Source organism: Ferrimonas sp. SCSIO 43195, from assembly GCF_023716685.1.
GTDB classification, from domain to species: domain Bacteria; phylum Pseudomonadota; class Gammaproteobacteria; order Enterobacterales; family Shewanellaceae; genus Ferrimonas; species Ferrimonas kyonanensis.
This window is the reverse complement of sequence record NZ_CP072679.1, coordinates 1144520-1164718: the sequence shown is the minus strand read 5'-3', so window position 1 is coordinate 1164718 and position 20199 is coordinate 1144520. Positions and strand designations below refer to the sequence as shown.

Annotated in this window: 19 protein-coding genes and 15 tRNA genes; 9 read left to right on the top strand and 25 right to left on the bottom strand. The window is 55.3% G+C overall.

The window, feature by feature from the left end:
• The first annotated feature begins 135 nt into the window (after window positions 1-135).
• Entirely contained in the window at window positions 136-756 is a 621-nt protein-coding gene (locus J8Z22_RS05715; RefSeq protein ID WP_252009348.1) for a FlgO family outer membrane protein, read from the top strand.
• Entirely contained in the window at window positions 753-1193 is a 441-nt protein-coding gene (locus tag J8Z22_RS05710; RefSeq protein WP_252009346.1) for an LPP20 family lipoprotein, read from the top strand. Before J8Z22_RS05715 ends, J8Z22_RS05710 begins: the two co-directional genes overlap by 4 nt.
• A gap of 91 nt (window positions 1194-1284) precedes the next feature.
• Here J8Z22_RS05710 and yfbV read toward each other — a convergent pair whose 3' ends face one another.
• Entirely contained in the window at window positions 1285-1725 is a 441-nt protein-coding gene (gene yfbV, locus J8Z22_RS05705; protein ID WP_028113143.1) for a terminus macrodomain insulation protein YfbV, read from the bottom strand.
• 272 nt (window positions 1726-1997) lie between these two features.
• On the opposite strand from yfbV, the gene J8Z22_RS05700 reads away from it, so the two are divergent.
• The 3 genes from J8Z22_RS05700 to J8Z22_RS05690 all read left to right on the top strand — a co-directional run bounded on the left by J8Z22_RS05700 (window position 1998) and on the right by J8Z22_RS05690 (window position 6285).
• Window positions 1998-3191: an acetate kinase gene (locus J8Z22_RS05700; RefSeq protein ID WP_028113144.1), complete on the top strand. Its 1194-nt coding sequence runs from the start codon at window positions 1998-2000 to the stop codon at window positions 3189-3191.
• Between the two features lie 52 nt (window positions 3192-3243).
• Complete coding sequence (gene pta / locus J8Z22_RS05695; protein WP_028113145.1) at window positions 3244-5379, top strand: phosphate acetyltransferase; 2136 nt, start codon at window positions 3244-3246, stop codon at window positions 5377-5379.
• A 315-nt stretch (window positions 5380-5694) separates the two neighbouring features.
• Window positions 5695-6285: a NapC/NirT family cytochrome c gene (locus J8Z22_RS05690; RefSeq protein WP_028113146.1), complete on the top strand. Its 591-nt coding sequence runs from the start codon at window positions 5695-5697 to the stop codon at window positions 6283-6285.
• A gap of 261 nt (window positions 6286-6546) precedes the next feature.
• Here the strand turns inward: J8Z22_RS05690 and J8Z22_RS05685 are convergent, their stop codons facing one another.
• Genes J8Z22_RS05685 through J8Z22_RS05670 form a run of 4 tightly spaced genes read right to left on the bottom strand, consistent with a single transcriptional unit; the run spans window position 6547 to window position 8761 of the window.
• Window positions 6547-6945, bottom strand: coding sequence for a CBS domain-containing protein (locus J8Z22_RS05685; RefSeq protein ID WP_028113147.1), 399 nt, complete (start codon window positions 6943-6945; stop codon window positions 6547-6549).
• Window positions 6942-7292, bottom strand: a complete 351-nt coding sequence (locus tag J8Z22_RS05680; RefSeq protein WP_028113148.1) for a P-II family nitrogen regulator — start codon at window positions 7290-7292, stop codon at window positions 6942-6944. The genes J8Z22_RS05685 and J8Z22_RS05680 overlap by 4 nt, the downstream gene beginning before the upstream one ends.
• A 3-nt stretch (window positions 7293-7295) precedes the next feature.
• Window positions 7296-8054: a DUF1538 domain-containing protein gene (locus tag J8Z22_RS05675; protein ID WP_028113149.1), complete on the bottom strand. Its 759-nt coding sequence runs from the start codon at window positions 8052-8054 to the stop codon at window positions 7296-7298.
• On the bottom strand, window positions 8042-8761 hold the full coding sequence (locus J8Z22_RS05670; protein ID WP_035415832.1) for a DUF1538 domain-containing protein: 720 nt from the start codon (window positions 8759-8761) through the stop codon (window positions 8042-8044). The genes J8Z22_RS05675 and J8Z22_RS05670 overlap by 13 nt, the downstream gene beginning before the upstream one ends.
• A gap of 346 nt (window positions 8762-9107) precedes the next feature.
• Between J8Z22_RS05670 and J8Z22_RS05665 the strand changes: the two genes are divergently transcribed.
• Window positions 9108-9542 (top strand): hypothetical protein, encoded by a 435-nt coding sequence (locus J8Z22_RS05665; RefSeq protein WP_252009343.1) that lies wholly within the window; start codon window positions 9108-9110, stop codon window positions 9540-9542.
• A gap of 353 nt (window positions 9543-9895) precedes the next feature.
• On the opposite strand, the gene J8Z22_RS05660 is transcribed toward J8Z22_RS05665, so the two are convergent.
• Together J8Z22_RS05660 and J8Z22_RS05655 are read right to left on the bottom strand one after the other, a co-directional pair.
• Window positions 9896-10804 carry a class I SAM-dependent methyltransferase gene (locus tag J8Z22_RS05660; RefSeq protein WP_252009339.1) on the bottom strand — a complete coding sequence of 303 codons (909 nt, stop codon included), beginning with the start codon at window positions 10802-10804 and terminating at the stop codon, window positions 9896-9898.
• Window positions 10801-11889, bottom strand: coding sequence for an AI-2E family transporter (locus tag J8Z22_RS05655; protein ID WP_051252681.1), 1089 nt, complete (start codon window positions 11887-11889; stop codon window positions 10801-10803). The genes J8Z22_RS05660 and J8Z22_RS05655 overlap by 4 nt, the downstream gene beginning before the upstream one ends.
• 98 nt (window positions 11890-11987) lie before the next feature.
• On the opposite strand from J8Z22_RS05655, the gene J8Z22_RS05650 reads away from it, so the two are divergent.
• A complete protein-coding gene (locus J8Z22_RS05650; RefSeq protein ID WP_252009337.1) occupies window positions 11988-12485 on the top strand; it encodes a 2-amino-4-hydroxy-6-hydroxymethyldihydropteridine diphosphokinase in 498 nt (165 codons plus the stop codon).
• Here the strand turns inward: J8Z22_RS05650 and J8Z22_RS05645 are convergent.
• Window positions 12405-13109, bottom strand: coding sequence for an SDR family oxidoreductase (locus tag J8Z22_RS05645; protein WP_028113154.1), 705 nt, complete (start codon window positions 13107-13109; stop codon window positions 12405-12407). The two genes, J8Z22_RS05650 and J8Z22_RS05645, sit on opposite strands and share 81 nt — an antisense overlap.
• 100 nt (window positions 13110-13209) lie before the next feature.
• Between J8Z22_RS05645 and J8Z22_RS05640 the strand changes: the two genes are divergently transcribed.
• Window positions 13210-14136 carry a TIGR01777 family oxidoreductase gene (locus tag J8Z22_RS05640; RefSeq protein ID WP_252009334.1) on the top strand — a complete coding sequence of 309 codons (927 nt, stop codon included), beginning with the start codon at window positions 13210-13212 and terminating at the stop codon, window positions 14134-14136.
• On the opposite strand, the gene J8Z22_RS05635 is transcribed toward J8Z22_RS05640, so the two are convergent.
• Together J8Z22_RS05635 and J8Z22_RS05630 are read right to left on the bottom strand one after the other, a co-directional pair.
• Window positions 14133-16619, bottom strand: coding sequence for an ABC transporter permease (locus tag J8Z22_RS05635; RefSeq protein ID WP_252009331.1), 2487 nt, complete (start codon window positions 16617-16619; stop codon window positions 14133-14135). The two genes, J8Z22_RS05640 and J8Z22_RS05635, sit on opposite strands and share 4 nt — an antisense overlap.
• Window positions 16616-17302, bottom strand: a complete 687-nt coding sequence (locus J8Z22_RS05630) for an ABC transporter ATP-binding protein (RefSeq protein ID WP_035415834.1) — start codon at window positions 17300-17302, stop codon at window positions 16616-16618. The genes J8Z22_RS05635 and J8Z22_RS05630 overlap by 4 nt, the downstream gene beginning before the upstream one ends.
• A gap of 4 nt (window positions 17303-17306) precedes the next feature.
• Here J8Z22_RS05630 and J8Z22_RS05625 point away from each other — a divergent pair, with 4 nt between their 5' ends.
• On the top strand, window positions 17307-17909 hold the full coding sequence (locus J8Z22_RS05625) for an arylesterase (protein WP_051252684.1): 603 nt from the start codon (window positions 17307-17309) through the stop codon (window positions 17907-17909).
• A 127-nt stretch (window positions 17910-18036) separates the two neighbouring features.
• On the opposite strand, the gene J8Z22_RS05620 is transcribed toward J8Z22_RS05625, so the two are convergent.
• From J8Z22_RS05620 to J8Z22_RS05550, 15 genes are all read right to left on the bottom strand, one after another.
• A tRNA-Glu gene (locus J8Z22_RS05620) sits at window positions 18037-18112 on the bottom strand.
• A 45-nt stretch (window positions 18113-18157) separates the two neighbouring features.
• Window positions 18158-18233 (bottom strand) — tRNA-Glu (locus tag J8Z22_RS05615).
• Window positions 18234-18278: 45 nt separating this feature from the next.
• Window positions 18279-18354 (bottom strand) — tRNA-Glu (locus tag J8Z22_RS05610).
• Window positions 18355-18399: 45 nt separating this feature from the next.
• Window positions 18400-18475: transfer RNA gene (locus tag J8Z22_RS05605), tRNA-Glu, on the bottom strand.
• A 45-nt stretch (window positions 18476-18520) separates the two neighbouring features.
• A tRNA-Glu gene (locus J8Z22_RS05600) sits at window positions 18521-18596 on the bottom strand.
• A gap of 45 nt (window positions 18597-18641) precedes the next feature.
• Window positions 18642-18717, bottom strand: a tRNA-Glu gene (locus J8Z22_RS05595).
• 42 nt (window positions 18718-18759) lie between these two features.
• A tRNA-Ala gene (locus J8Z22_RS05590) sits at window positions 18760-18835 on the bottom strand.
• 120 nt (window positions 18836-18955) lie between these two features.
• Window positions 18956-19031, bottom strand: a tRNA-Glu gene (locus tag J8Z22_RS05585).
• A 42-nt stretch (window positions 19032-19073) separates the two neighbouring features.
• Window positions 19074-19149, bottom strand: a tRNA-Ala gene (locus J8Z22_RS05580).
• A 29-nt stretch (window positions 19150-19178) separates the two neighbouring features.
• Window positions 19179-19254, bottom strand: a tRNA-Glu gene (locus J8Z22_RS05575).
• Window positions 19255-19296: 42 nt separating this feature from the next.
• A tRNA-Ala gene (locus J8Z22_RS05570) sits at window positions 19297-19372 on the bottom strand.
• Between the two features lie 120 nt (window positions 19373-19492).
• Window positions 19493-19568: transfer RNA gene (locus tag J8Z22_RS05565), tRNA-Glu, on the bottom strand.
• A 135-nt stretch (window positions 19569-19703) separates the two neighbouring features.
• Window positions 19704-19779, bottom strand: a tRNA-Ala gene (locus J8Z22_RS05560).
• A 120-nt stretch (window positions 19780-19899) separates the two neighbouring features.
• Window positions 19900-19975 (bottom strand) — tRNA-Glu (locus J8Z22_RS05555).
• 66 nt (window positions 19976-20041) lie between these two features.
• Window positions 20042-20117 (bottom strand) — tRNA-Ala (locus J8Z22_RS05550).
• Between the last annotated feature and the right edge of the window lie 82 nt (window positions 20118-20199).

Below are 20199 nucleotides of genomic sequence, written 5' to 3'. Positions count from 1 at the left end.
TCGTGTTCCTCGATGCAGTTGGCGTAAATAATGCAATGCTCGTGCCGACAATGGCAATTAAAGCCCTGGAGTTTTAGGCCGATAAGCCATTAACAAACGATGCGCCTGACAGGCGCCCTTAATACGGAGACAGTGATGAAAGCGGCTATTGGTGTTCTGTTCCTGCTACTGACGGCCTGTGCTGCCCCACCGGAGCCCCCATTGCCGGACTACTCCGACAGCGGCAAAGGTTTGCCGCACAGCAGTGCCCTTATTCACCTGTCCGCACGCATTGCCGAAGATCTGGAGCGCAACCACGACCTGTTGAATAAACGACAGCTGATCGCCGTCACCACCCCGGTGTGGCTGAACAACATCAACGCCAGCGGCCGCTTGCCCCGGCAACTCGGTGAAGGGCTGTTGTCGGCCCTGCACCAGCGGGGCTTCAACCTGGTGGAGCTCAACAGCAGCAAACAGATTCGGGTCTCTGAGCAGGGCAACCTGATTCTCAGTCGCGATTATCAGCGCCTGGAGGCCAATCTGCCGGTCAATCAGGTGCTGGTTGCCACCCTGAGCCAGGACAGCGATGGGGTCATCATCAACACCCGGCTGGTGGACATTGCCAATAACCGGGTGGTATCGACCTCTCAGGCGTTTCTGTCCTGGCAGGAGTCCGCCGGCTATCTGGAGCCCAGCTACAGCGTGACGGAACAGCAGGGTCAGTTGATTCGCGATGAACAACCGGGTCGCACCCCGGTAAGAGAGGTTACCCCATGAGAAGCTGGATCCTTGCCGTCGCTCTGGTCATGGCCGGTTGCCAGAACAACGCCTACGTCGAGTACGAGACGGTGGCCCCAACCTCATTCCCAATCCTGACCGCCAAGGGCATTGCTCCGATCTCGTCGCAACAAGGAGACACGCCCGCTCTGCGCCAACAGCAGGCGATGCGAGCCGCCAAGTTGGATGCCTACCGGGAATTGGCGGAACAGATCTACGGAGTCAGGGTGTCGGGTACCAGCGCCATCGATCAGCAACTGCTGCAGGGGGATCGATTTGAGACTCAAATCGACGGCCTGGTGCGCGGCGCGGAAGTGGTTCGAATCTATCCGGTGGGGGACAATTACGTGGCGGAATTGAAGCTGGATTATGAGAAAGTCTGGCAACTGTTTCAGCAGGCGCCGAAACAGCGAATAAAAAGTGTGGTGTACTACTGACACCAAAATCGAACACTCTTCCCACAAAAACCCCACAAAAAAGGAGGCCATCGCCTCCTTTTTGTGATCTGGGTTCGAGTGCGCTCAGTTGTTAATCAAACCTCTGCCACTCTCCCCGCTCGATTTTTGTAAACACTCTGCGCAGTAACTTGGCCATATTCAGGTATCGGGCCGACGCGCCGAAAGGGGCGATTTGTTCACCGGCCGCCACCATTTTCGAGCGCAAATCATCACACCATACCAACAAAGGCTTAGGCAAGGGTTGTTGAGACCGCCAGCCTAACCAGAACAGTCCCTGCAGGGGTAAGCTCAATAAAAACAAGCCACTGGCTATTGCCTGGGGCAAGCTGGTGGCCCCCATGGATTGGTACTGAAGCCAGAAGCAAAACACCGCAATTGGAGGCATGACTCGAATCGCCAACTCGGTGGCACGGATGACCCGATGCTCCGGAAACAACGGCGCCAGCTGGGCGGCTTTCGGCCACTCCTTCATGTAGTCATTGCCACATCGCAATGTTTCAAAAAAGGTCATGCTTCACTCTCCTATGGACAACGCGAGACTGATCACAGATTTGTTAAGTGTAACACGTCCTGATTCTGCTTCTTGAGAAAAGTTCGGGTAAAATGGTCATACCTTTTTTACGAGGGTGGCTGCAATTCAGCCGAATAACCGCCGATTCCCGTGGCCGAGTTCACGTTCTTCAGCGGTCTATACTGTATTGGCTTACCCTCTTCAGTCGCTATCGACTTATACGCCCAGAGTGCGTAGTCGGTTGTTCGCATGTATATCACTTAGGTGTTTGAATAATGAGCAAACTTGTTCTGGTTCTTAACTGCGGTAGCTCCTCTCTGAAGTTCGCTGTAATCGATGCTACTTCAGGTGACGAGTATCTGTCCGGATTGGCCGAATGTTTCAATCTGGAAGACGCGCGTATCAAATGGAAGCTGGATGGCAACAAGGGCGAAGCCGCTCTGGGTGCCGGCGCAGCCCACACCGAGGCTCTGGACTACATCGTAAACACCATTCTGGCCAGCAAGCCAGAACTGGCTGAGCAACTGGTTGCCATCGGCCACCGTATCGTTCACGGCGGTGAGAAGTACACCAAGTCCATGCTGGCCACTGACGAAGTGATTGCCGGTATCGAAGAGTGTGCCGCCCTGGCTCCATTGCACAACCCTGCTCACCTGATCGGTATTCGTGCTGCTAAAGCCGCTTTCGCCGAGCTGCCTCAGGTTGTGGTATTCGATACCGCGTTCCACCAGACTATGCCTAAGACTGCTTACGCATACGCCATCCCACAGAACCTGTACCGCGACCACGGCATCCGTCGTTACGGCGCCCACGGCACCAGCCACCTGTTCGTTTCCCAAGAAGCCGCCAAGGCCCTGGGCAAAGAGGTGTCCGACACCAACGTCATCACCTGCCACCTGGGTAACGGCGGTTCCGTATCCGCCGTTCGCAATGGCGAGTGCGTTGACACCTCCATGGGTCTGACCCCGCTGGAAGGCATCGTAATGGGCACTCGCTCTGGTGATATCGACGCTAACGTCGTGTTCTACATGGTGAATAACCTGGGCTACTCTCTGGACGAAGTGCACAACATCCTGCACAAAGAATCCGGTCTGCTGGGCCTGTCTGAAAAGACCAACGATTGCCGTGGCATCGAAGAAGGCCATGCGGCCGGTGACGAAGGCTGCACCCTGGCTCTGGAAGTGTTCTGCTACCGCCTGGCCAAGTACGTGGCTTCCTACACCGTGCCTCTGAAGCGCGTTGACGCCATCATCTTTACCGGCGGCATCGGTGAAAACTCCATGCTGATTCGTGAGAAGGTACTGGAGCACCTGGCCATCTTCGGTTACGACGTCGACGCCGAGAAGAACGCCGCTGCCCGCTTCGGCAACGAAGGTGTTATCACCAAAGACGGCACTCCAGTTGCGATGGTTATCCCAACCAACGAAGAGTTCGTCATTGCCAGCGACGCTCTGGCTCTGATCTAAATGCTGTACACTGAGCCACGGAAGTGGCTCAGTTTCTTTTAAGAGGTATATTATGTCTCGCTCTATCATGTTGATCCCAGTGGGTACTGGTGTCGGCTTGACCTCCATCAGCCTGGGTATGGTTCGTGCACTCGAACGCCAGGGTGTTAAGGTTAACTTCTTCAAGCCTGTTGCCCAGCAACGTCCCGGCGATACCGGCCCGGAACGTTCCTCCACCATTCTGTCTACTTCCCCTACCATCAATCCACCAGAACCTTTTGCCATGGAACACGCGCAGCAGCGCATCAGCTCCGGCGATACCGATGTGCTTCTGGAAGAGATTGTGGCTCGAGTGAAGTCCGGTGATGAGGAAACTGAAGTGCTGATCGTGGAAGGCCTGGTTCCTACCCGCAGCCATCCGTTCGCCAACACCCTGAATGCCAAGACCGCCAAGACTCTGGATGCCGATATCGTGTTCGTTATCAATCCAGGTGCCGATGGTGCCAACCAGGTGCAGAAGCGCCTGGAGATCATCGTCGATGAGTTTGGTGGTAAGAAGAACAAACGCATTCTGGGCGCCATCATCAACAAGATCGGTGCGCCGGTCGATGAGCGAGGCCGTGCCCGTCCTGATCTGTCTGAGGTGTTTGAACACGATCAGGTCGTTCGCGGTGACCACGCCGACATCTTCCAGCTGTCTGCCAACTCTCCAGTGGGCATCCTGGGTGCGGTTCCTTACAACCTGGACCTGGTTTCGCCACGGGCCTCCGATCTGGCTAAGCACCTGGGTGCCCGCCTGATCAACGCCGGTGAAATGCACAGCCGTCGTCTGCGTCGCGTCAGCTTCTGTACCCGCGCCATCCCTAACATGGTTAACCACCTGCAAGCGGATACGCTGCTGGTTACCTCCGGTGACCGTTCCGACATCATCGTCTCTGCCTGTCTGGCTGCCATGAATGGCACCAAGATTGGCGCGTTGATGCTGACCGGTGGCTACGAGTTGGAGCAGCAAGTTCAAGATCTGTGCGCGCAAGCTTTTGATACCGGCCTGCCGGTGATGATGGTTGACACCAACACCTGGCAGACCGCACTGAACATCCAGAACTTCAACCACGAAGTGCCTGTGGATGATTCCGCCCGTATCGAACTGCTGCAGGATTACGTTGCCGGCCACATCGATCGCAAGTTCATCGAAAACGTTGCCAGCGACTCCAAGCGTGAAAACCGCCTGTCTCCGGCCGCCTTCCGCTACCAGCTGACCGAGTTTGCCCGCCGTGCCGGCAAGCGCGTTGTGCTGCCAGAGGGTGACGAGCCACGTACCGTGAAAGCCGCCGCCATCTGTGCCGAACGTGGCATTGCCAACTGCGTACTGATCGGTAACCCGGAAGAGATTCGTCGCGTTGCCGGTCAACAGGGTGTCACCCTGGGCGAAGGCATCGAGATCGTGGATCCGGATCTGGCCCGCGAGCGTTTCGTGGCACCGATGTGCGAGCTGCGTAAGAGCAAAGGCCTGACCGAAGTGGTTGCCCGCGAGCAGCTGCAAGACAACGTGGTACTGGGTACCATGATGCTGGCTGAAGACAAGGTCGATGGCCTGGTGTCCGGTGCGGTTCACACCACAGCCAACACCATTCGTCCACCACTGCAGCTGATCAAGACCGCACCGAATGCGTCTCTGGTGTCGTCGATCTTCTTCATGCTGCTGCCTGATCAGGTTCTGGTTTACGGCGACTGCGCCATCAACCCGGATCCGAATGCCGAGCAGCTGGCCGAGATTGCGATTCAGTCCGCCGATTCCGCCAAAGCCTTTGGCATTGAGCCTCGCGTGGCCATGATCTCCTACTCCACCGGTAGCTCCGGCCAAGGTGCAGACGTAGAGAAAGTGCGTGAAGCCACTCGCATTGCTCAGGAGAAGCGCCCAGACCTGGTGATTGATGGCCCACTGCAGTACGACGCCGCCATCATGCCAAACGTTGCAGCCTCCAAGGCTCCGGACAGCCCGGTTGCCGGCCAGGCCACCGTGTTTGTGTTCCCGGACCTGAACACCGGTAACACCACCTACAAAGCGGTACAACGTTCCGCCGACCTGATCTCCATCGGTCCAATGCTGCAAGGCATGCGCAAGCCGGTGAACGACCTGTCCCGTGGTGCTCTGGTTGAAGACATCGTCTACACCATCGCCCTGACAGCGATTCAAGCTAACGCCTGATAGCCGACCGGTCTGAAATAAGCCGCCCTTTGGCAACGAAGGGCGGCTTTTTTTATTTTTGCGTGATCCCAGCCTGCTTCCATTTCGTTTTGAGTCATTGATGGTGTTTCAGACAAATACGTGATCACCTCTCACATTTGTCTCGAGCTTAGGTAAAGTTGTTCATTTATCAGGCCAATATCGATATATTGAGAATATCGCGTTATACATTTAGCAATACCGTTTTGGTCCAGATTTTTGAACCATCCTCAAAAAGTTGGCTAAAGTTTCTGAAGACCAAAGAATTACTCTACAAATATGAATTAAGGAATCGAGATGTCTGACAACAAACGCTCTGGATGGAGCCGGTTATGGCAACAACCTAAGTCAAAGTGGTTACTTGGCATTCCTGTAGGCGCTTTCCTGGCCCTGGTGATGGGCGGAATCGGTGTCTATGGCACTCAAGTTGTCCTGCACGCTACCAGCACCGACGACTTCTGCATGACCTGTCACTCCAACCACTCCCTGCGGGATGAGGTTATGGCATCCAGCCACGGCAACAACAGTGTCGGCATCACTGTGACCTGTGCTCAGTGTCACCTGCCTCCAGGCGGCTTCGAGTACCTGGTGAAGAAGATCATCGTCTCCAAAGACATCATCGGCTACATGACCATCAAAGATTTCAACACTCAGAAGTGGCTGGATGACAACCGTAAAGAACAGGCCGATCTGGCGCGCGACTACCTGCGCTCCATCGATTCCCGAACCTGTACCAGCTGTCACTCCAACATCTACGAGAACCAGCCTGAGTCCATGAAGAAAGTCGCGAAGCGGATGCACGCCATGAACTTCAAGAAAGCGGAAGACAAGCGCAAAACCTGCATCGACTGCCACAAAGGCGTGGCTCACCCCTACCCGAAAGGCTAACGCCGACCCGGCATTCGCAAAGCAGACTCGCTGCGAATGCCTGGCGACCAGCCACAAAAAAGCCCGCCAGATTCTGGCGGGCTTTTTTTTTGACCAAAGTGAAAACCAAGATCAAATAATTTTTAAGATCAGCAACTTACGAAGTAGTCATCGATCTAATAACAGGCTTGTCCACAGGTTTTGTGGATAACCCACAACGATGCACCCAAAGGCGGCGGCTCAGATCAGACGATGCTGAAGGCCACCAGAGGGCGGGGGGTTCTATTGTTGCAGACTCTGCTGAAGAACCATCTCTGTATAGGAGATTAATCCAATTACCTGGTGGTTATCAATCACCGGGGCCTGATTTATGCCAAATTGTTCAAAAAGACGAGCGCAATAGCGAATGTCCATGTCCGGGTGAACCGGCAGCACTGGCTTGGACATGATCTCATAGAGGTTAACCCGATCGGCGGCTTTATCACGGGCCATGACCTTCTTGCCGATGTCCGACAGCAGCACCAACCCGTATTCATCGTGTTCATGGCGTTTATCGATGATCAGGGCCTCCGCATGCTGCTCACGCAGCACTGCCAGTCCTTCGGCAACGGTTTTTAAACCATCGAGCATGATCCACTTTTGGGCCATGACATCTTTCACTTTAATTAGCTGGGTATTCATAGTTCCTCTCCAACCCGCTCAGACAGGCTTTCAATCTGGTGAGCAACACCCACCACGTCTTCAATGTCCAGTTGCAACGCAATGCCGGTCCCCGGTGAGCTGTCGAACTCGCCAACCTTAGCGATACACTCCAGAATATTGCGGGCCAAATGCTCTTCAACCACAAACAGCAATACATCTCGCTGCACTTCCAAGTGCAACCCGAAAAAGGTTTTCTTAGGCTTCAGGCCTTCGCCTCGAGCATGGTTGATCAGGGTAACACCGGTCGCTCCCGCCGCTCGGGCCGCATCCACCAATTTGTCACTCTTGTCCTCTTCCGCAAAAGCGATAATGAGTTTAAAACGCATGATTTACCTCGTTTGAATTCGTTGCAGCAGCGCGATGATCTGGGCATACCCCATCACGCTGATAATAGGAAACAGGCTGGCAAAAGCAATGAGGCCAAATCCGTCAATCATCGGACTGCGTCCGGGGATGGTGCTGGCCAGGCCCAGTCCCAAAGCGGCCACCAGGGGCACGGTCACGGTTGAGGTGGTAACCCCGCCGGAGTCATAGGCCAATGGGATCACGCTCTTGGGCGCAAATGCCGTTTGCACCACGACCACCATGTAGCCGCCAAGAATGTACCAATGGATGGGATCGCCGACGACAATGCGGTAGCTGCCCAGAGCGATGCCCACCGCCACCCCCAGGGCCACCGACAGCCTTAATCCCATGGGACGGATGGTACCACCGGAAACCTGCTCAGCTTTAATGGCAACGGCCAGCAGCGACGGTTCGGCAATGGTGGTAGCAAAACCGATGGCGAAGGCGAAGGCGTACACCCAGTAGTAGTCCTGCCAATGACTCTGACCACTCACTCCGAGAAACTCCGGAGCCGTCAACTGGCTGGCCATCAACTCACCAAGGGGAAACAGCGCCCGCTCCAACCCGACCAGAAACAGTGCCAGACCCAGAATAACGGCAACAAAACCGGCCAGAACCTGCTTCAGGTGCGGCACCGGGCGACGTAATACCAGATACTGGAACCCGAACAACACCGCCACAATGGGGACCACGTCTCCCAGAGTATCGATAAGGGTCTCGAAAATGGCCGTTAACCAATCCATGCGCGCACCACCCCAAACATCAACACAAACTGCACCGGCAGCAGAGAAGCAAAGGCGATTAACCCAAAGCCATCGAGCATGGGGTTTCTGCCCTTAATGGAGCTTGCCAACCCCACCCCCAGGGCCGTTACCAAAGGTACGGTAATGGTGGAGGTCGTCACGCCACCGGAATCGTAGGCGATGCCGATGATCTCCTTGGGGGCAATCATGGTCAGCGCCATGACAATGACATAGCCACTGATGATCAACCGGTGCAAAGGCCAGCCTTTGAGAATACGGACAACCCCAAGCAGAATGGCGCAGCCCACCGACAAGGCCACCACCATCCTCAATTGAGTCGCATAGGATTCCTGAGCCTCGACGGTGTTCGCCAGCATGCCTCCCAGTGCCGCTACCTCGGCCGCTTCATCGGCAACGGCAATGAGGGCCGGCTCGGCCACCGTGGTTCCAAATCCCAGCAGGAAAGCAAACAACAACAATGGGATCAAAGCCCCCTTGCGGGCAAAGGCCTGGGCCAGGGTTTCACCAATGGGAAACAATCCCATCTCCAGCCCAAATACAAACAGAGTTAATCCAATGACCACCAGGCCCATACCCAGTATGATGGTCAGCACGTCCGGTAAGGGCTGCTGCAATACCGCCAACTGAAACAACGCCACCACCAACACGATGGGCAACAAATCCCGGCAACTTCCCAATAACGCCATTAACGCCCGATACACATATGCTCCTGCAATTCCTATGCTTTTGAGATTATTAGTACATTCTTACAACATTTCCCTTGAGGGGTAAGCCTGAATTTGCTGGGAAGTGAATAAAAGTTGATCGAGATCGCGATTTTCCCGAGGGGTTGCTTAAAAACCCCCCACTTGAGCACTTTCACCACATGTACGGATGAACGATTGTTCAATGGGTTTGATTTACGGACGCTTTTATGCGGTGATAACCCATCTGGTCGTAACGACCGGGTTTGCATGGCGATTTCTAGAACCCACAGGGGGACGCTGTTATGATGTGGCGTTCGACTTTTTGGCTACACAGGGCTAAGCGTGTATGACAATCAGAACGTTATGGACGCTGTTGTTCATCACCGTATTGCAAGGCTGCAGCGACGCTCCCGGCCCGCAGCGGCTGCCCGAGCACGTTGCTTTGGATCTGTTCACGGCCATCTATGTGGATCAGGATACCAACAAAGCACTGCCGCTTATCGGTGGCGAACTGCTGCCACTGTTTCACCACTATCGCCTCGCCAGTCAGATTCAGCGCCAATTGTTTGGCTTGCGTCTGCAGCAGGCTGAGGTGGAACTGTCCAGCACCGATGCTGACTTCTTTCGACGCCGAAATCAGAATATGAAGGTCACCATCAAACTGAGTGGCCTCAAGGGTGACAGCGTCTGGCAGGATTTACGCCAGGTTCAGGTGGAGGTGATCGATAACCGCTGGAAGGTCACCAAGCTGATTAACGATCCCTGGCTAACCAATGGCTAAGTTCGAATCAGCATAAAAAAACCAACGCCTTGGCGTTGGTTTTTTTATTCAGGTCGCAGCCGGGATTAATCCAGGTAAGCGTCCTCATCCAGATCGACAGGAAGCTCACCGGCTACTTCATCCTGTACCTGATAATACGCTTCTTCGTACTCTTGCATTTCCATAAACCCGCCTTACTGCTGAATACCAACGGCACCACAATTTCTGTGATGTGTGTAGCATAAGTGTATCACGCAGGCGGGCCTGGCTCGAACAAAACACCACTTCTGCGACATTGAAGGAATCTTTCAGCCAAAGGCTGCAAGTTCGGGGCTAATCACAGCAAACAGGGTTAAAAACGAAGTTTTATTTCATCAGTTTAAACGGTAGCGAAACACCTTCAGCCCTTTATCAGGATCGCTTTCAGGGAAACTGGCGGGGTTGGGCAACTGTTCGACAAAGCTCAGTTGAGGGGCAGACTCGGCGACCTGCTGCTGCAGGTGAGCACGACTCAGCTCCGGCGCATTCAAACACAGCAAGGCTTCTCCCTGTGCCGTTAACAATTCGGGCAGCCGTCTCAACACTTTGGGGTAATCCTTAGTGGCGATAAAACTGCCGTGCTGAAAGCTCGGCGGATCCACCACAATCAAGTCGAAAGGACCGAGTTTCTTGAGTTTGCCAAAGGTCTTAAACAGATCATGGGCCAGATAGCGCACTCCGGCTTCCAGGCCATTGCGGGCGTGGTTGCGCTTGCCTACTTTCAGGGCTCCGCCACTCATGTCGAGGTTCACCACCTCTTGGGCCCCCCCTTGACGGGCGGCAACAGAAAAGCCACAGGTGTAGGCAAACAGATTCAGTACTTTCTTGCCCTCGACATGGGTCCGAACCCAGTGACGGCCTGCGGCCATGTCCAGAAACAGGCCGTGGTTCTGGCCACGCATCAACTCAATGCGGTACTCGAGGCTGCCTTCGTGGACCCAATGCGGCTCGGGTACCTGCCCTTGCAGCAGCTGAGTCTGGGCCGGTGAACTGGCGCGGTTTTGCCACACCAGGTTCATCGGGGTGGCGTCCCCCTGCTGCTGCCACCACTGGGTGATTTGCTGTTGATACTGCGCCACCGTTTCCGCCGGCAACGCTCTGAAGGTGGTCAGCAACAGCACCGGTGGAAACCAGTCCACGGTTACGGCTTCCAGACCGGGATAACACTGCCCTCTTCCATGAAACAGCCGCTGAACCTGATCCAATTGAGGCTGATCAGGCAGGTGAGGCAAAAGTGAGGTCATGCGGTTTTACTCTTTATTGCAGAGGTTCTGACCGGAGGGCCGGTCAGAGTAACATTTATGGCCACGCTGCTGGTTTGAGGTTCACCTTCAAGCAGAGCCGCCAACCAGCGGCCTCCGTGAGACGACTCCAGGCCAATCTTGACGATCATCGTCAGGGGCACCGACAACAACATGCCGACCGATCCCAGCAGCCAGCCCCAGAAGATCAATGACAGGAAGACCACCAGGGTGGATAGCCCCAGGCCACGGCCCATCATTCTGGGCTCGATCACGTTGCCCATGAACATATTGACGCCAACGTACAGCCCCGCCACCGTGGCGGCGGCGCCAGGTCCCAGCTGAATCAACGCCAATCCCAGTGGTGGCACGGCGGCAATGATTGAGCCGATGTTAGGGATGTAGTTGAACAGGAAAGCTACCACCCCCCACAGAATGAAGTAATCCACCCCCAACAGATACAAACCAAAGCCGCAAATAAAGCCGGTGCCGAGACTGATGAGGGTTTTGATGGCCAAGTAGCGATTGACCGACTCCAGGAAGCGGTCAATCTGCTGCATGCGCATTTGCGGGTCATCCAGGGCATAGTGCAGTTTTCTTGGCAGGCTTGATGCTTCAAACAACATGAACACTACGGTCAGAACGATCAACAGCAAGTTGGCCATCACCGCCCCCAACCCCGATAGCATATCGGTTGCCAGGCTCATCACCCGCCCGGGATCGAACTGTTCCTTGAGTACCTCTACGGAGACCGGCACATTGAACCGCGCCGCCAGGTCCACCAGCGTCTGAAACTGGCCGGTCAGCTGTTGCCGATAATGGGGCAATTGAGCGGTAAAATCGTTGATGGAGCTGCCCAGTAGCGCCCCCAGCCAGGTGCCCAGCAATACCACCAGCAACATCACCATGAAGATGGCCAGCGCCTTGGGCAACCGGAAACGGGTCATCAGGCGAACCAACGGGCTGCAGACGATAGCGATGAAGATGGCCAGCAAAAACGGCACGACAATGGTGCTGGAGAGTTTGATGCCGGCCAGCACCACCACCAGGGAAGCGCACACCAGCAAACTACGTTGAAATGAACTCATAGACACTATCTAATAGGGTACAGAGATCACAGTATATCCTGTTATCTGAAATAGATAAGCCTCTTAATGAGGCAAAACCGCATCCACAGGGAGAGACGATGCCAGAACAGCGCTATTACTGCAGTTTCGGAGCGAACCTCGAGCCCGAGGCCAATGCCGTACTGGCTCTGCAGGCCCTGAGCCGACGGTTTTCACCGATCGTCTTAAGCAGCATCATCAAGACGGCTCCCGCCGCCATGGAGAGCAAACATCCGTTTTTGAACTTCGCCTTCTGGTTTGACAGCACAATGAATGCGGATGAAGTGAAATCCCTGTTCAACCAACTGGAGACTGAACAGGGGCGAGACCGCAGCGATCCCGAATGCAGCATCAAAGACCGGCCTCTGGATCTGGATATTCTGTCGGTGAACCAGGCACCAAGCCCAGCGCAGCACCCAGAATATCTGACCCCTTTACTGCATCAACTGGCTGGTGACGCTGACGTTCCGGCCGGCATCTGCCTGGCACAGCACGGATTAGAGCTTGGCCACCGAGCGGCCACCATCCACCGGGATCCGGGCTCCGGTCATATACGGGTTGTTGACCAGCATCCATAACGCCTGCCATATGGGCTCCAATCCCCCTTCGACCTGAAGCAGAGTTCGGGCAAGAATCTGCTGTCGGTAGGCCTGAGAATGCTCCTCCAGAAACAAGATCGGCCCGGGCTCAATGCTGTTGACTCTGACTGCCGGCGCCAAAGATCGCGCCCAGGACTGGGTCAGGCTGTCCAATCCCGCCTTAGTGGCGCAGTAGAGGCTGTACTCCTCGTTCGGATGATGGATGTAGATGTCGGTCAGGTTGACGATCTGCCCCTTGGCCACCTTCAACCGTTCATTCAAATGCATCATCAACAAATACGGTGCCTGCAGGTGTATTTGATGGCACTGGGTCAGTTGGGCTAAACCGGCTGAGGCCGTGTCGGCATCGGCCTGGTACACCGAAGCGTTGTTGATGAGCAGATCGACCCTGTCGGTCAGCGCCAGAATTTGCTGACACCAACGTTCGAGCGCGGCAGAATCTCGAAAATCGACCTGAGTCAGGTGCAAGGAAGATTCGGCCGGCGTACTGATATGGCTGGTGTGGTACTGGCCAAAGACTCGATATCCTCGCTCAAGCAGTTGTTCTGTCAGGTAACGGCCTAAACGTCGTCCGACCCCAGTCACCACGGCTACTGGCTGCATCTCTTTGAACTCCCTTTAGAAATCATGCGTATACTTATACTACAACTGGGTCACCTCTGGCGTGGCTATTTGTGACCTGATGGTGTGGCAGGAGGGGAAGATGAAGATAGTGATCAGTGGTGGCAGCGGCTTTGTTGGCCTGCAATTGCTTAAACAGTTGCAGCCCAATCATCAACTGGTGGTCATCAGCCGCAACCCGAAAGCGGCCAAACACACGCTGAGCCAGCAGGGGGTCGAAGCCGAATGCATCGACATTGATGGTCTGGTCTGGCAAAAGGACGTTGATGCGGTCATCAACCTGGCCGGAGAACCGATTGCCGACAAACGTTGGAGCAGCGCCCAAAAACACCGTATCTGCGATAGCCGTTGGCGCCTCACCCAAACGCTGAGCGACTGGATTCTGGCTCAGCCAACGCCGCCTTCGGTATTCATCAGCGCATCGGCCATCGGAATCTATGGCAATGACAATCAGGCTGTGGATGAGAATACTCCCCTGACGGTCAACGACGCCGATTTTGCTCAAAAGGTGTGTCACACCTGGGAAACCCTGGCCCTGCAGGCCCAGGGGCATACTCGGGTCTGTCTGCTGCGAATCGGGCTGGTCCTGGGGGAAGGTGGGGCACTGAAAAAGATGTTACCGGCGTTTCGAGCCGGACTGGGAGGCCCCATCGGCTCGGGCGAACAGATGATGTCCTGGATACACATTGACGACCTGGTTGCTGCCATCGGTTTTCTGCTGATCAACCCAGAGTCCAGAGGTGTGTACAACGGCACTGGGCCACTTCCGGTCAGTAACCGCTTATTTACGCGGACTTTAGGCAAGGTTTTACACCGCCCCGCGGTGGTGCCGGTTCCGGCACTAGCTTTAAAGCTGGGACTGGGAGAGATGTCCCAGTTATTACTGGAAGGGCAGCGGGTGCTGCCAACCCGGCTGCAGCAGGATGGGTTTGAATTTCACTACCCGGGGCTGGAGGGGGCACTGACGCAACTGCTCCAGCCCCCCCTTCGTCCGCGAGTCGACGATTAGCCCTTTAGCAGCGCCGCACACTGATTGGCAAGCAAGCGCCGGCAGGCGATCATTCCCAAAGCTCCAATCAGCAGTGCTCCCAAAGCGGGAATGATCACCCACCATAGGGTGTGGCCATTGACGACCAGATTGAACACCTGGCTCTTGAGCAGAGCCAGGGTCAACTCGGTAACCACCACGGCCAGCACCCCGGATACCGCCCCCATCAGTAAGAACTCCCAGGCCACGGCCCTTTTGAGCAAGCTGCCACGAGCACCGAGGGTCCGCATGATCGCCAACTCCTGCTTGCGCGAGGACATGCCCGCTTCTGTCTGAGCGATCAATACCATGGCACTGGCAACAATGACTACCAGCAATACCAGGGTCAATGCCAGAGAGACTTGATCGATGACATCACGCAATTGCTCGATAATGGCACCAACATCGATCACCGACACGGTCGGAAAGCGCTGTATCAGATCCGAAACCAGAGTCGGATCCCCCTCAGGATGTTTGAAACTGGCGATGTAGGTTGCAGGGAAACGACTTAGATCTTCAGGAGGAAAGATCATAAAGAAGTTGGGCTGCATGGTTTCCCAATTGACCTTGCGCAAACTGGTTACCCGAGCATCGACCTGCTGGCCATCGATGGTGAAAACCAAGGTGTCTCCCAGTTTAACCCCTAGTCTCTCGGCAACCTGGGACTCCACCGAGACCTCGGCTGCGGCATCGGCTCGAAACCACTCCCCTTGTTCGATGGGGTTATTCGGTGGCAACTGGGTTCGGAAAGTCAGGTTCAGCTCTCGGCCGATCCCCTGGGGACCACGAGGGTTTTCTGACTGTTGTTCCCCTTGAGGCTGGTCTTCCTTGGTGACCGGCCGTTGAACTTGCTCGCCATTGATGGCTGAGAGGCGGCCTCGAATCACTGGATAGAAGTCGGTGGCGTCCACATTGCGGCTGGCAAGAAACTCGCCCATTGGCGTCAGGTTATCCGGACTGATGTTGATCAGAAAGTGATCCGGCGTGCCCTGGGGCAACTGTTTCTGCCAATCGGCCAGCAGATCCTGCCTTAGAGCCAGAATGGTCAGCAGTAACACCAGAGAAACTGAAAAGCCGACCAGCTGAACGGCATTTTCTCTGGCTCGGCGCCGCAACCCGGCCACCGCCAGTTGCAATGGCGTGCCGGTACGCATGCCCAATTGCCGGCCCCAATGCAGCAGCAACCAGGCAACCGCCAACAGCAGCACGGCCAGCACGGCGCCACCGAGCAGCAGCACCCCTGTCATCACCGCATTGTCACTGTACAGGTAAGCCAGCAGAGCGAGGGCCACGACCGACACCACCGCATTCAGCCAGCCCTGCCAACGAACCGGCCCGAGATCCTTTCTGAGCACCCGCAGCGGCGGGATCGCCAAAAGCCGAAGCAAGGGATAGAGGGTAAAGCCAAACCCGGCAATAACGCCCGTGGCCGCTCCCAACATCAGCGCTCTGCTCATCGAAGGCGTGGCCTGGACCAGTTCGGAGGGCAACAGTTGCACCATAAAGGTCGCCGCCGTCACACCCAATGCCAATCCGAGGCCAATGCCCATCAGAGTCACCAGGGCCAAATGCATGACAAAGATGCTGCGGACTTGATTGTGACGGGCCCCCAGAGTCTTAAGCATGGCAACTGCATCGTAGTGCCTTTGGCAATAGCGCTGAGTCGCTACTGAGATGGCGGCACAGGCCAGGGCAATGCCCAGTAACGCGGTTAACAGCAGGAACTGCTCGGCGCGAGCAATGGCCCGGGAAACCGGAGACTCATCACTGCGGACGTCTACCAATCGCTGACTGGAGGTCATGCGGGATTTTAACCAGCCGGCGTAGGCCTGAATGCTGTCGGCCTGACCGACGAACTGATAGCGCCAACTGAGGCGACTGCCTGGCTGCACCACCCCGGTTGCAGCCACATCGTCTAAGTTCATCAGAACCACGGGGGCAGACGCAAACAGGTTAAATCCACCATCAGGTAACCGCGAAATGGCCCGATCGAGCGTAAAGCGGCTGACGCCGATCTCGCCCTGCTTGGTGTCTGTGAGCCAACCCGCTAAGCGACTGTCTAACCACAGGCTGCCGGAAGCCGGCAGTGCGGTGGGCGCCTCAGTTACCAACTCGACCTGTCCGCGTAACGGATAATTTTCCGATACCGCCTTTACCGTTACCAGTTGAAATCGGTCACCGGCAAACAGCATCGACTGAAATTCCAGGGTGGTCGCCACTTCCAGTCCCTGCTGACGAGCTTGAGCCAACCATTGAGGATCGACTTTCTGGGGGCTGGTTAATACCCGGTCTGCGGCGAGGAAGGTGCTGGCCTGTTTTACAATGGAGGCCTGAAGCTGGCTGGAGATCAGGGCTAAGGCGGTCACCGCTCCAACGGCGAGAATCAGGGCGGCGGCGATCAACCGCAGTTGTCCATGCATCAACTCGCGGCGAAATAGACGCCAGGCCAACGGAAACATACTCATAGTGCCTCCAACTGACCACCGTTCATTTGGGCTCTTCTCTGGCAGCGCTGCGCCAGTTGCAGATCGTGAGTCACCAGCACCAAGGTCGAATGGTGCTCTTGGTTCAGTTCAAACAGCAGATCCTCGATGCGGCTGCTGTTGGCCTGATCCAGATTGCCGGTGGGTTCGTCGGCAAACAAGATGTCTGGCTGGCTGACGAAAGCTCTGGCAATGGCAACCCGCTGCTGTTCGCCCCCTGACAATTGATTAGGAAAATGATCGAGGCGATGAGACAGTCCAACACGCTGTAGCATGGTTTCCGCCACGCTTCGAGCGTCGTTGGCTCCGGTTAACTCAATAGGCAGCATGACATTTTCCAATGCTGTCAGACTCTCAACGAGCATAAACGACTGGAATATAAACCCTACTTTCCGGCCTCGCAGTTCTGCTCGCTGCTCTTCATCCATCTGATGCAAAGGTTCACCAGCCAGCCACACCTCTCCTTCGGTGGCATTATCTAATCCGGCCAAGAGTGCCAGCAGGGTCGATTTCCCCGCTCCAGAGGGCCCAATGACGGCAATGGACTCTCCTGACTTGACTTCCAGGCTCACCCCTTTGAGGATCTGTAGTTCACCATCTAAGGTGGGCACTCGCTGCTCCAGGTTGGATACCTGGATAGCATAGGTTTTGTTTGATTCAGGCATGGCTATGACTTTTCGTTCCTTATTTATTGTATTTATACTGCTTTTTCCATCCGCTGGTCGCGCTAACAGTGTAACCATTCTTATCTTAGGTGACAGCCTGAGTGCAAGTTATGGCATGGATGAACTGGATGGTTGGGTACACAAGATGAATACGGAGCAGGATGATTTTCGGCTCATTAATGCCTCGGTAAGCGGCGAAACCAGTGGTGGTGCCCTCAGGCGTCTACCGGGATTACTGAACGAATATCAACCGGATTGGGTGTTCATTGAGTTGGGGGGGAATGATGGACTGCGAGGTTTTCCGACTCCAATGCTAAAAGAGAATCTGGGGAAAATTATCGATGCCTCAATCTTGGCGGGCAGCGCAGTGATGCTTTCTGAAGTTATGGTCCCGCCCAACTACGGGCCCCGCTATGCGTCGATGTTTAGTCGCGTTTATCGGGATCTCAGCAGCGAATATGATGTGCCACTCATACCGTTTTTTATGACCGAAATCGCCCCTAAGCCCGAATTGATGCAACGAGACGGTATTCACCCAAACCAAGCGGCGCAAGATGGCATTGTGGATTTTCTGAGGCCCTATTTTGAAACCCATACTTTGCCATAGCGAAAAAACGGCAAAAAAAAACCACCCGATGGGTGGTTTTTTTCTCTCTCATCGAGAGAGCTTGCTACGGCCACGATTCAGATTATTCACTCTTGGCCAGAGCAATAAGGCTGTAACAACAAATAAGTGGCGTCCCCTAGGGGATTTGAACCCCTGTTACCGCCGTGAAAGGGCGGTGTCCTAGGCCTCTAGACGAAGGGGACCCCGGACTTTCATCGTTTAGACTCCGATGACACGAGCTGAATAAGTGGCGTCCCCTAGGGGATTTGAACCCCTGTTACCGCCGTGAAAGGGCGGTGTCCTAGGCCTCTAGACGAAGGGGACCCTGGACTTTCACCGTTTAGACTCCGATGACACGAGCTGAATAAGTGGCGTCCCCTAGGGGATTTGAACCCCTGTTACCGCCGTGAAAGGGCGGTGTCCTAGGCCTCTAGACGAAGGGGACCCTGGACTTTCATCGTTTAGACTCCGATGACACGAGCTGAATAAGTGGCGTCCCCTAGGGGATTTGAACCCCTGTTACCGCCGTGAAAGGGCGGTGTCCTAGGCCTCTAGACGAAGGGGACCCTGGACTTTCACCGTTTAGACTCCGATGACACGAGCTGAATAAGTGGCGTCCCCTAGGGGATTTGAACCCCTGTTACCGCCGTGAAAGGGCGGTGTCCTAGGCCTCTAGACGAAGGGGACCCTGGACTTTCACCGTTTAGACTCCGATGACACGAGCTGAATAAGTGGCGTCCCCTAGGGGATTTGAACCCCTGTTACCGCCGTGAAAGGGCGGTGTCCTAGGCCTCTAGACGAAGGGGACCCTGGACTTCATCGTTTAGACTCCGATGACGAGTTAAATAAGTGGTGGAGCTACACGGGATCGAACCGTGGACCTCTTGCATGCCATGCAAGCGCTCTCCCAGCTGAGCTATAGCCCCACTTCATTCCAACCTGAGTTGGGAATAAGTGGCGTCCCTTTCGGGATTGTGCCTTGTTACCGTCGTGCATAGAGAGTGCGGTGTTACACCGGCCTCACTGCGGACCATAACAAAAACAAGTGGCGTCCCCTAGGGGATTTGAACCCCTGTTACCGCCGTGAAAGGGCGGTGTCCTAGGCCTCTAGACGAAGGGGACCCTGGACTTCATCGTTTAGACTCCGATGATGAGTTAAATAAGTGGTGGAGCTACACGGGATCGAACCGTGGACCTCTTGCATGCCATGCAAGCGCTCTCCCAGCTGAGCTATAGCCCCACTTCATTCCAACCTGAGTTGGGAATAAGTGGCGTCCCCTAGGGGATTTGAACCCCTGTTACCGCCGTGAAAGGGCGGTGTCCTAGGCCTCTAGACGAAGGGGACCCTGGACTTCATCGTTTAGACTCCGATGACGAGTTAAATAAGTGGTGGAGCTACACGGGATCGAACCGTGGACCTCTTGCATGCCATGCAAGCGCTCTCCCAGCTGAGCTATAGCCCCACTTCATTCCAACCTGAGTTGGGAATAAGTGGCGTCCCTTTCGGGATTGTGCCTTGTTACCGTCGTGCATAGAAAGTGCGGTGTTACACCGGCCTCACTGCGGACCATAACAAAAACAAGTGGCGTCCCCTAGGGGATTTGAACCCCTGTTACCGCCGTGAAAGGGCGGTGTCCTAGGCCTCTAGACGAAGGGGACCCTGGACTTCATCGTTTAGACTCCGATGGCGAGTTAAATAAGTGGTGGAGCTACCGGGCGGTGCGACGTTTCGCTCGAACCGTGTCGGTATCTTCACGCTGCCTTCGCACTCTGTGAGTAACGCGGGCAAATAAGTGGTGGAGCTACACGGGATCGAACCGTGGACCTCTTGCATGCCATGCAAGCGCTCTCCCAGCTGAGCTATAGCCCCACTTCATTCCAACCTGAGTTGGGAATAAGTGGCGTCCCTTTCGGGATTGTGCCTTGTTACCGTCGTGCATAGAGAGTGCGGTGTCACACCGGCCTCACTGCGGACCATAACAAAAACAAGTGGCGTCCCCTAGGGGATTTGAACCCCTGTTACCGCCGTGAAAGGGCGGTGTCCTAGGCCTCTAGACGAAGGGGACCCTGGACATTGGTTCCGAAATCACTTTCGAAACAAAAGGCCGCATCGGATGCGACCTTTATAAACTTGGTGGAGCTACACGGGATCGAACCGTGGACCTCTTGCATGCCATGCAAGCGCTCTCCCAGCTGAGCTATAGCCCCAAGCCTTAGACACTTTTTGGGAAGCATTCCCTGAGTGCGTGGCGCATTGTATGGATGCCCCCAAAATGTGTCAACCGGTTTT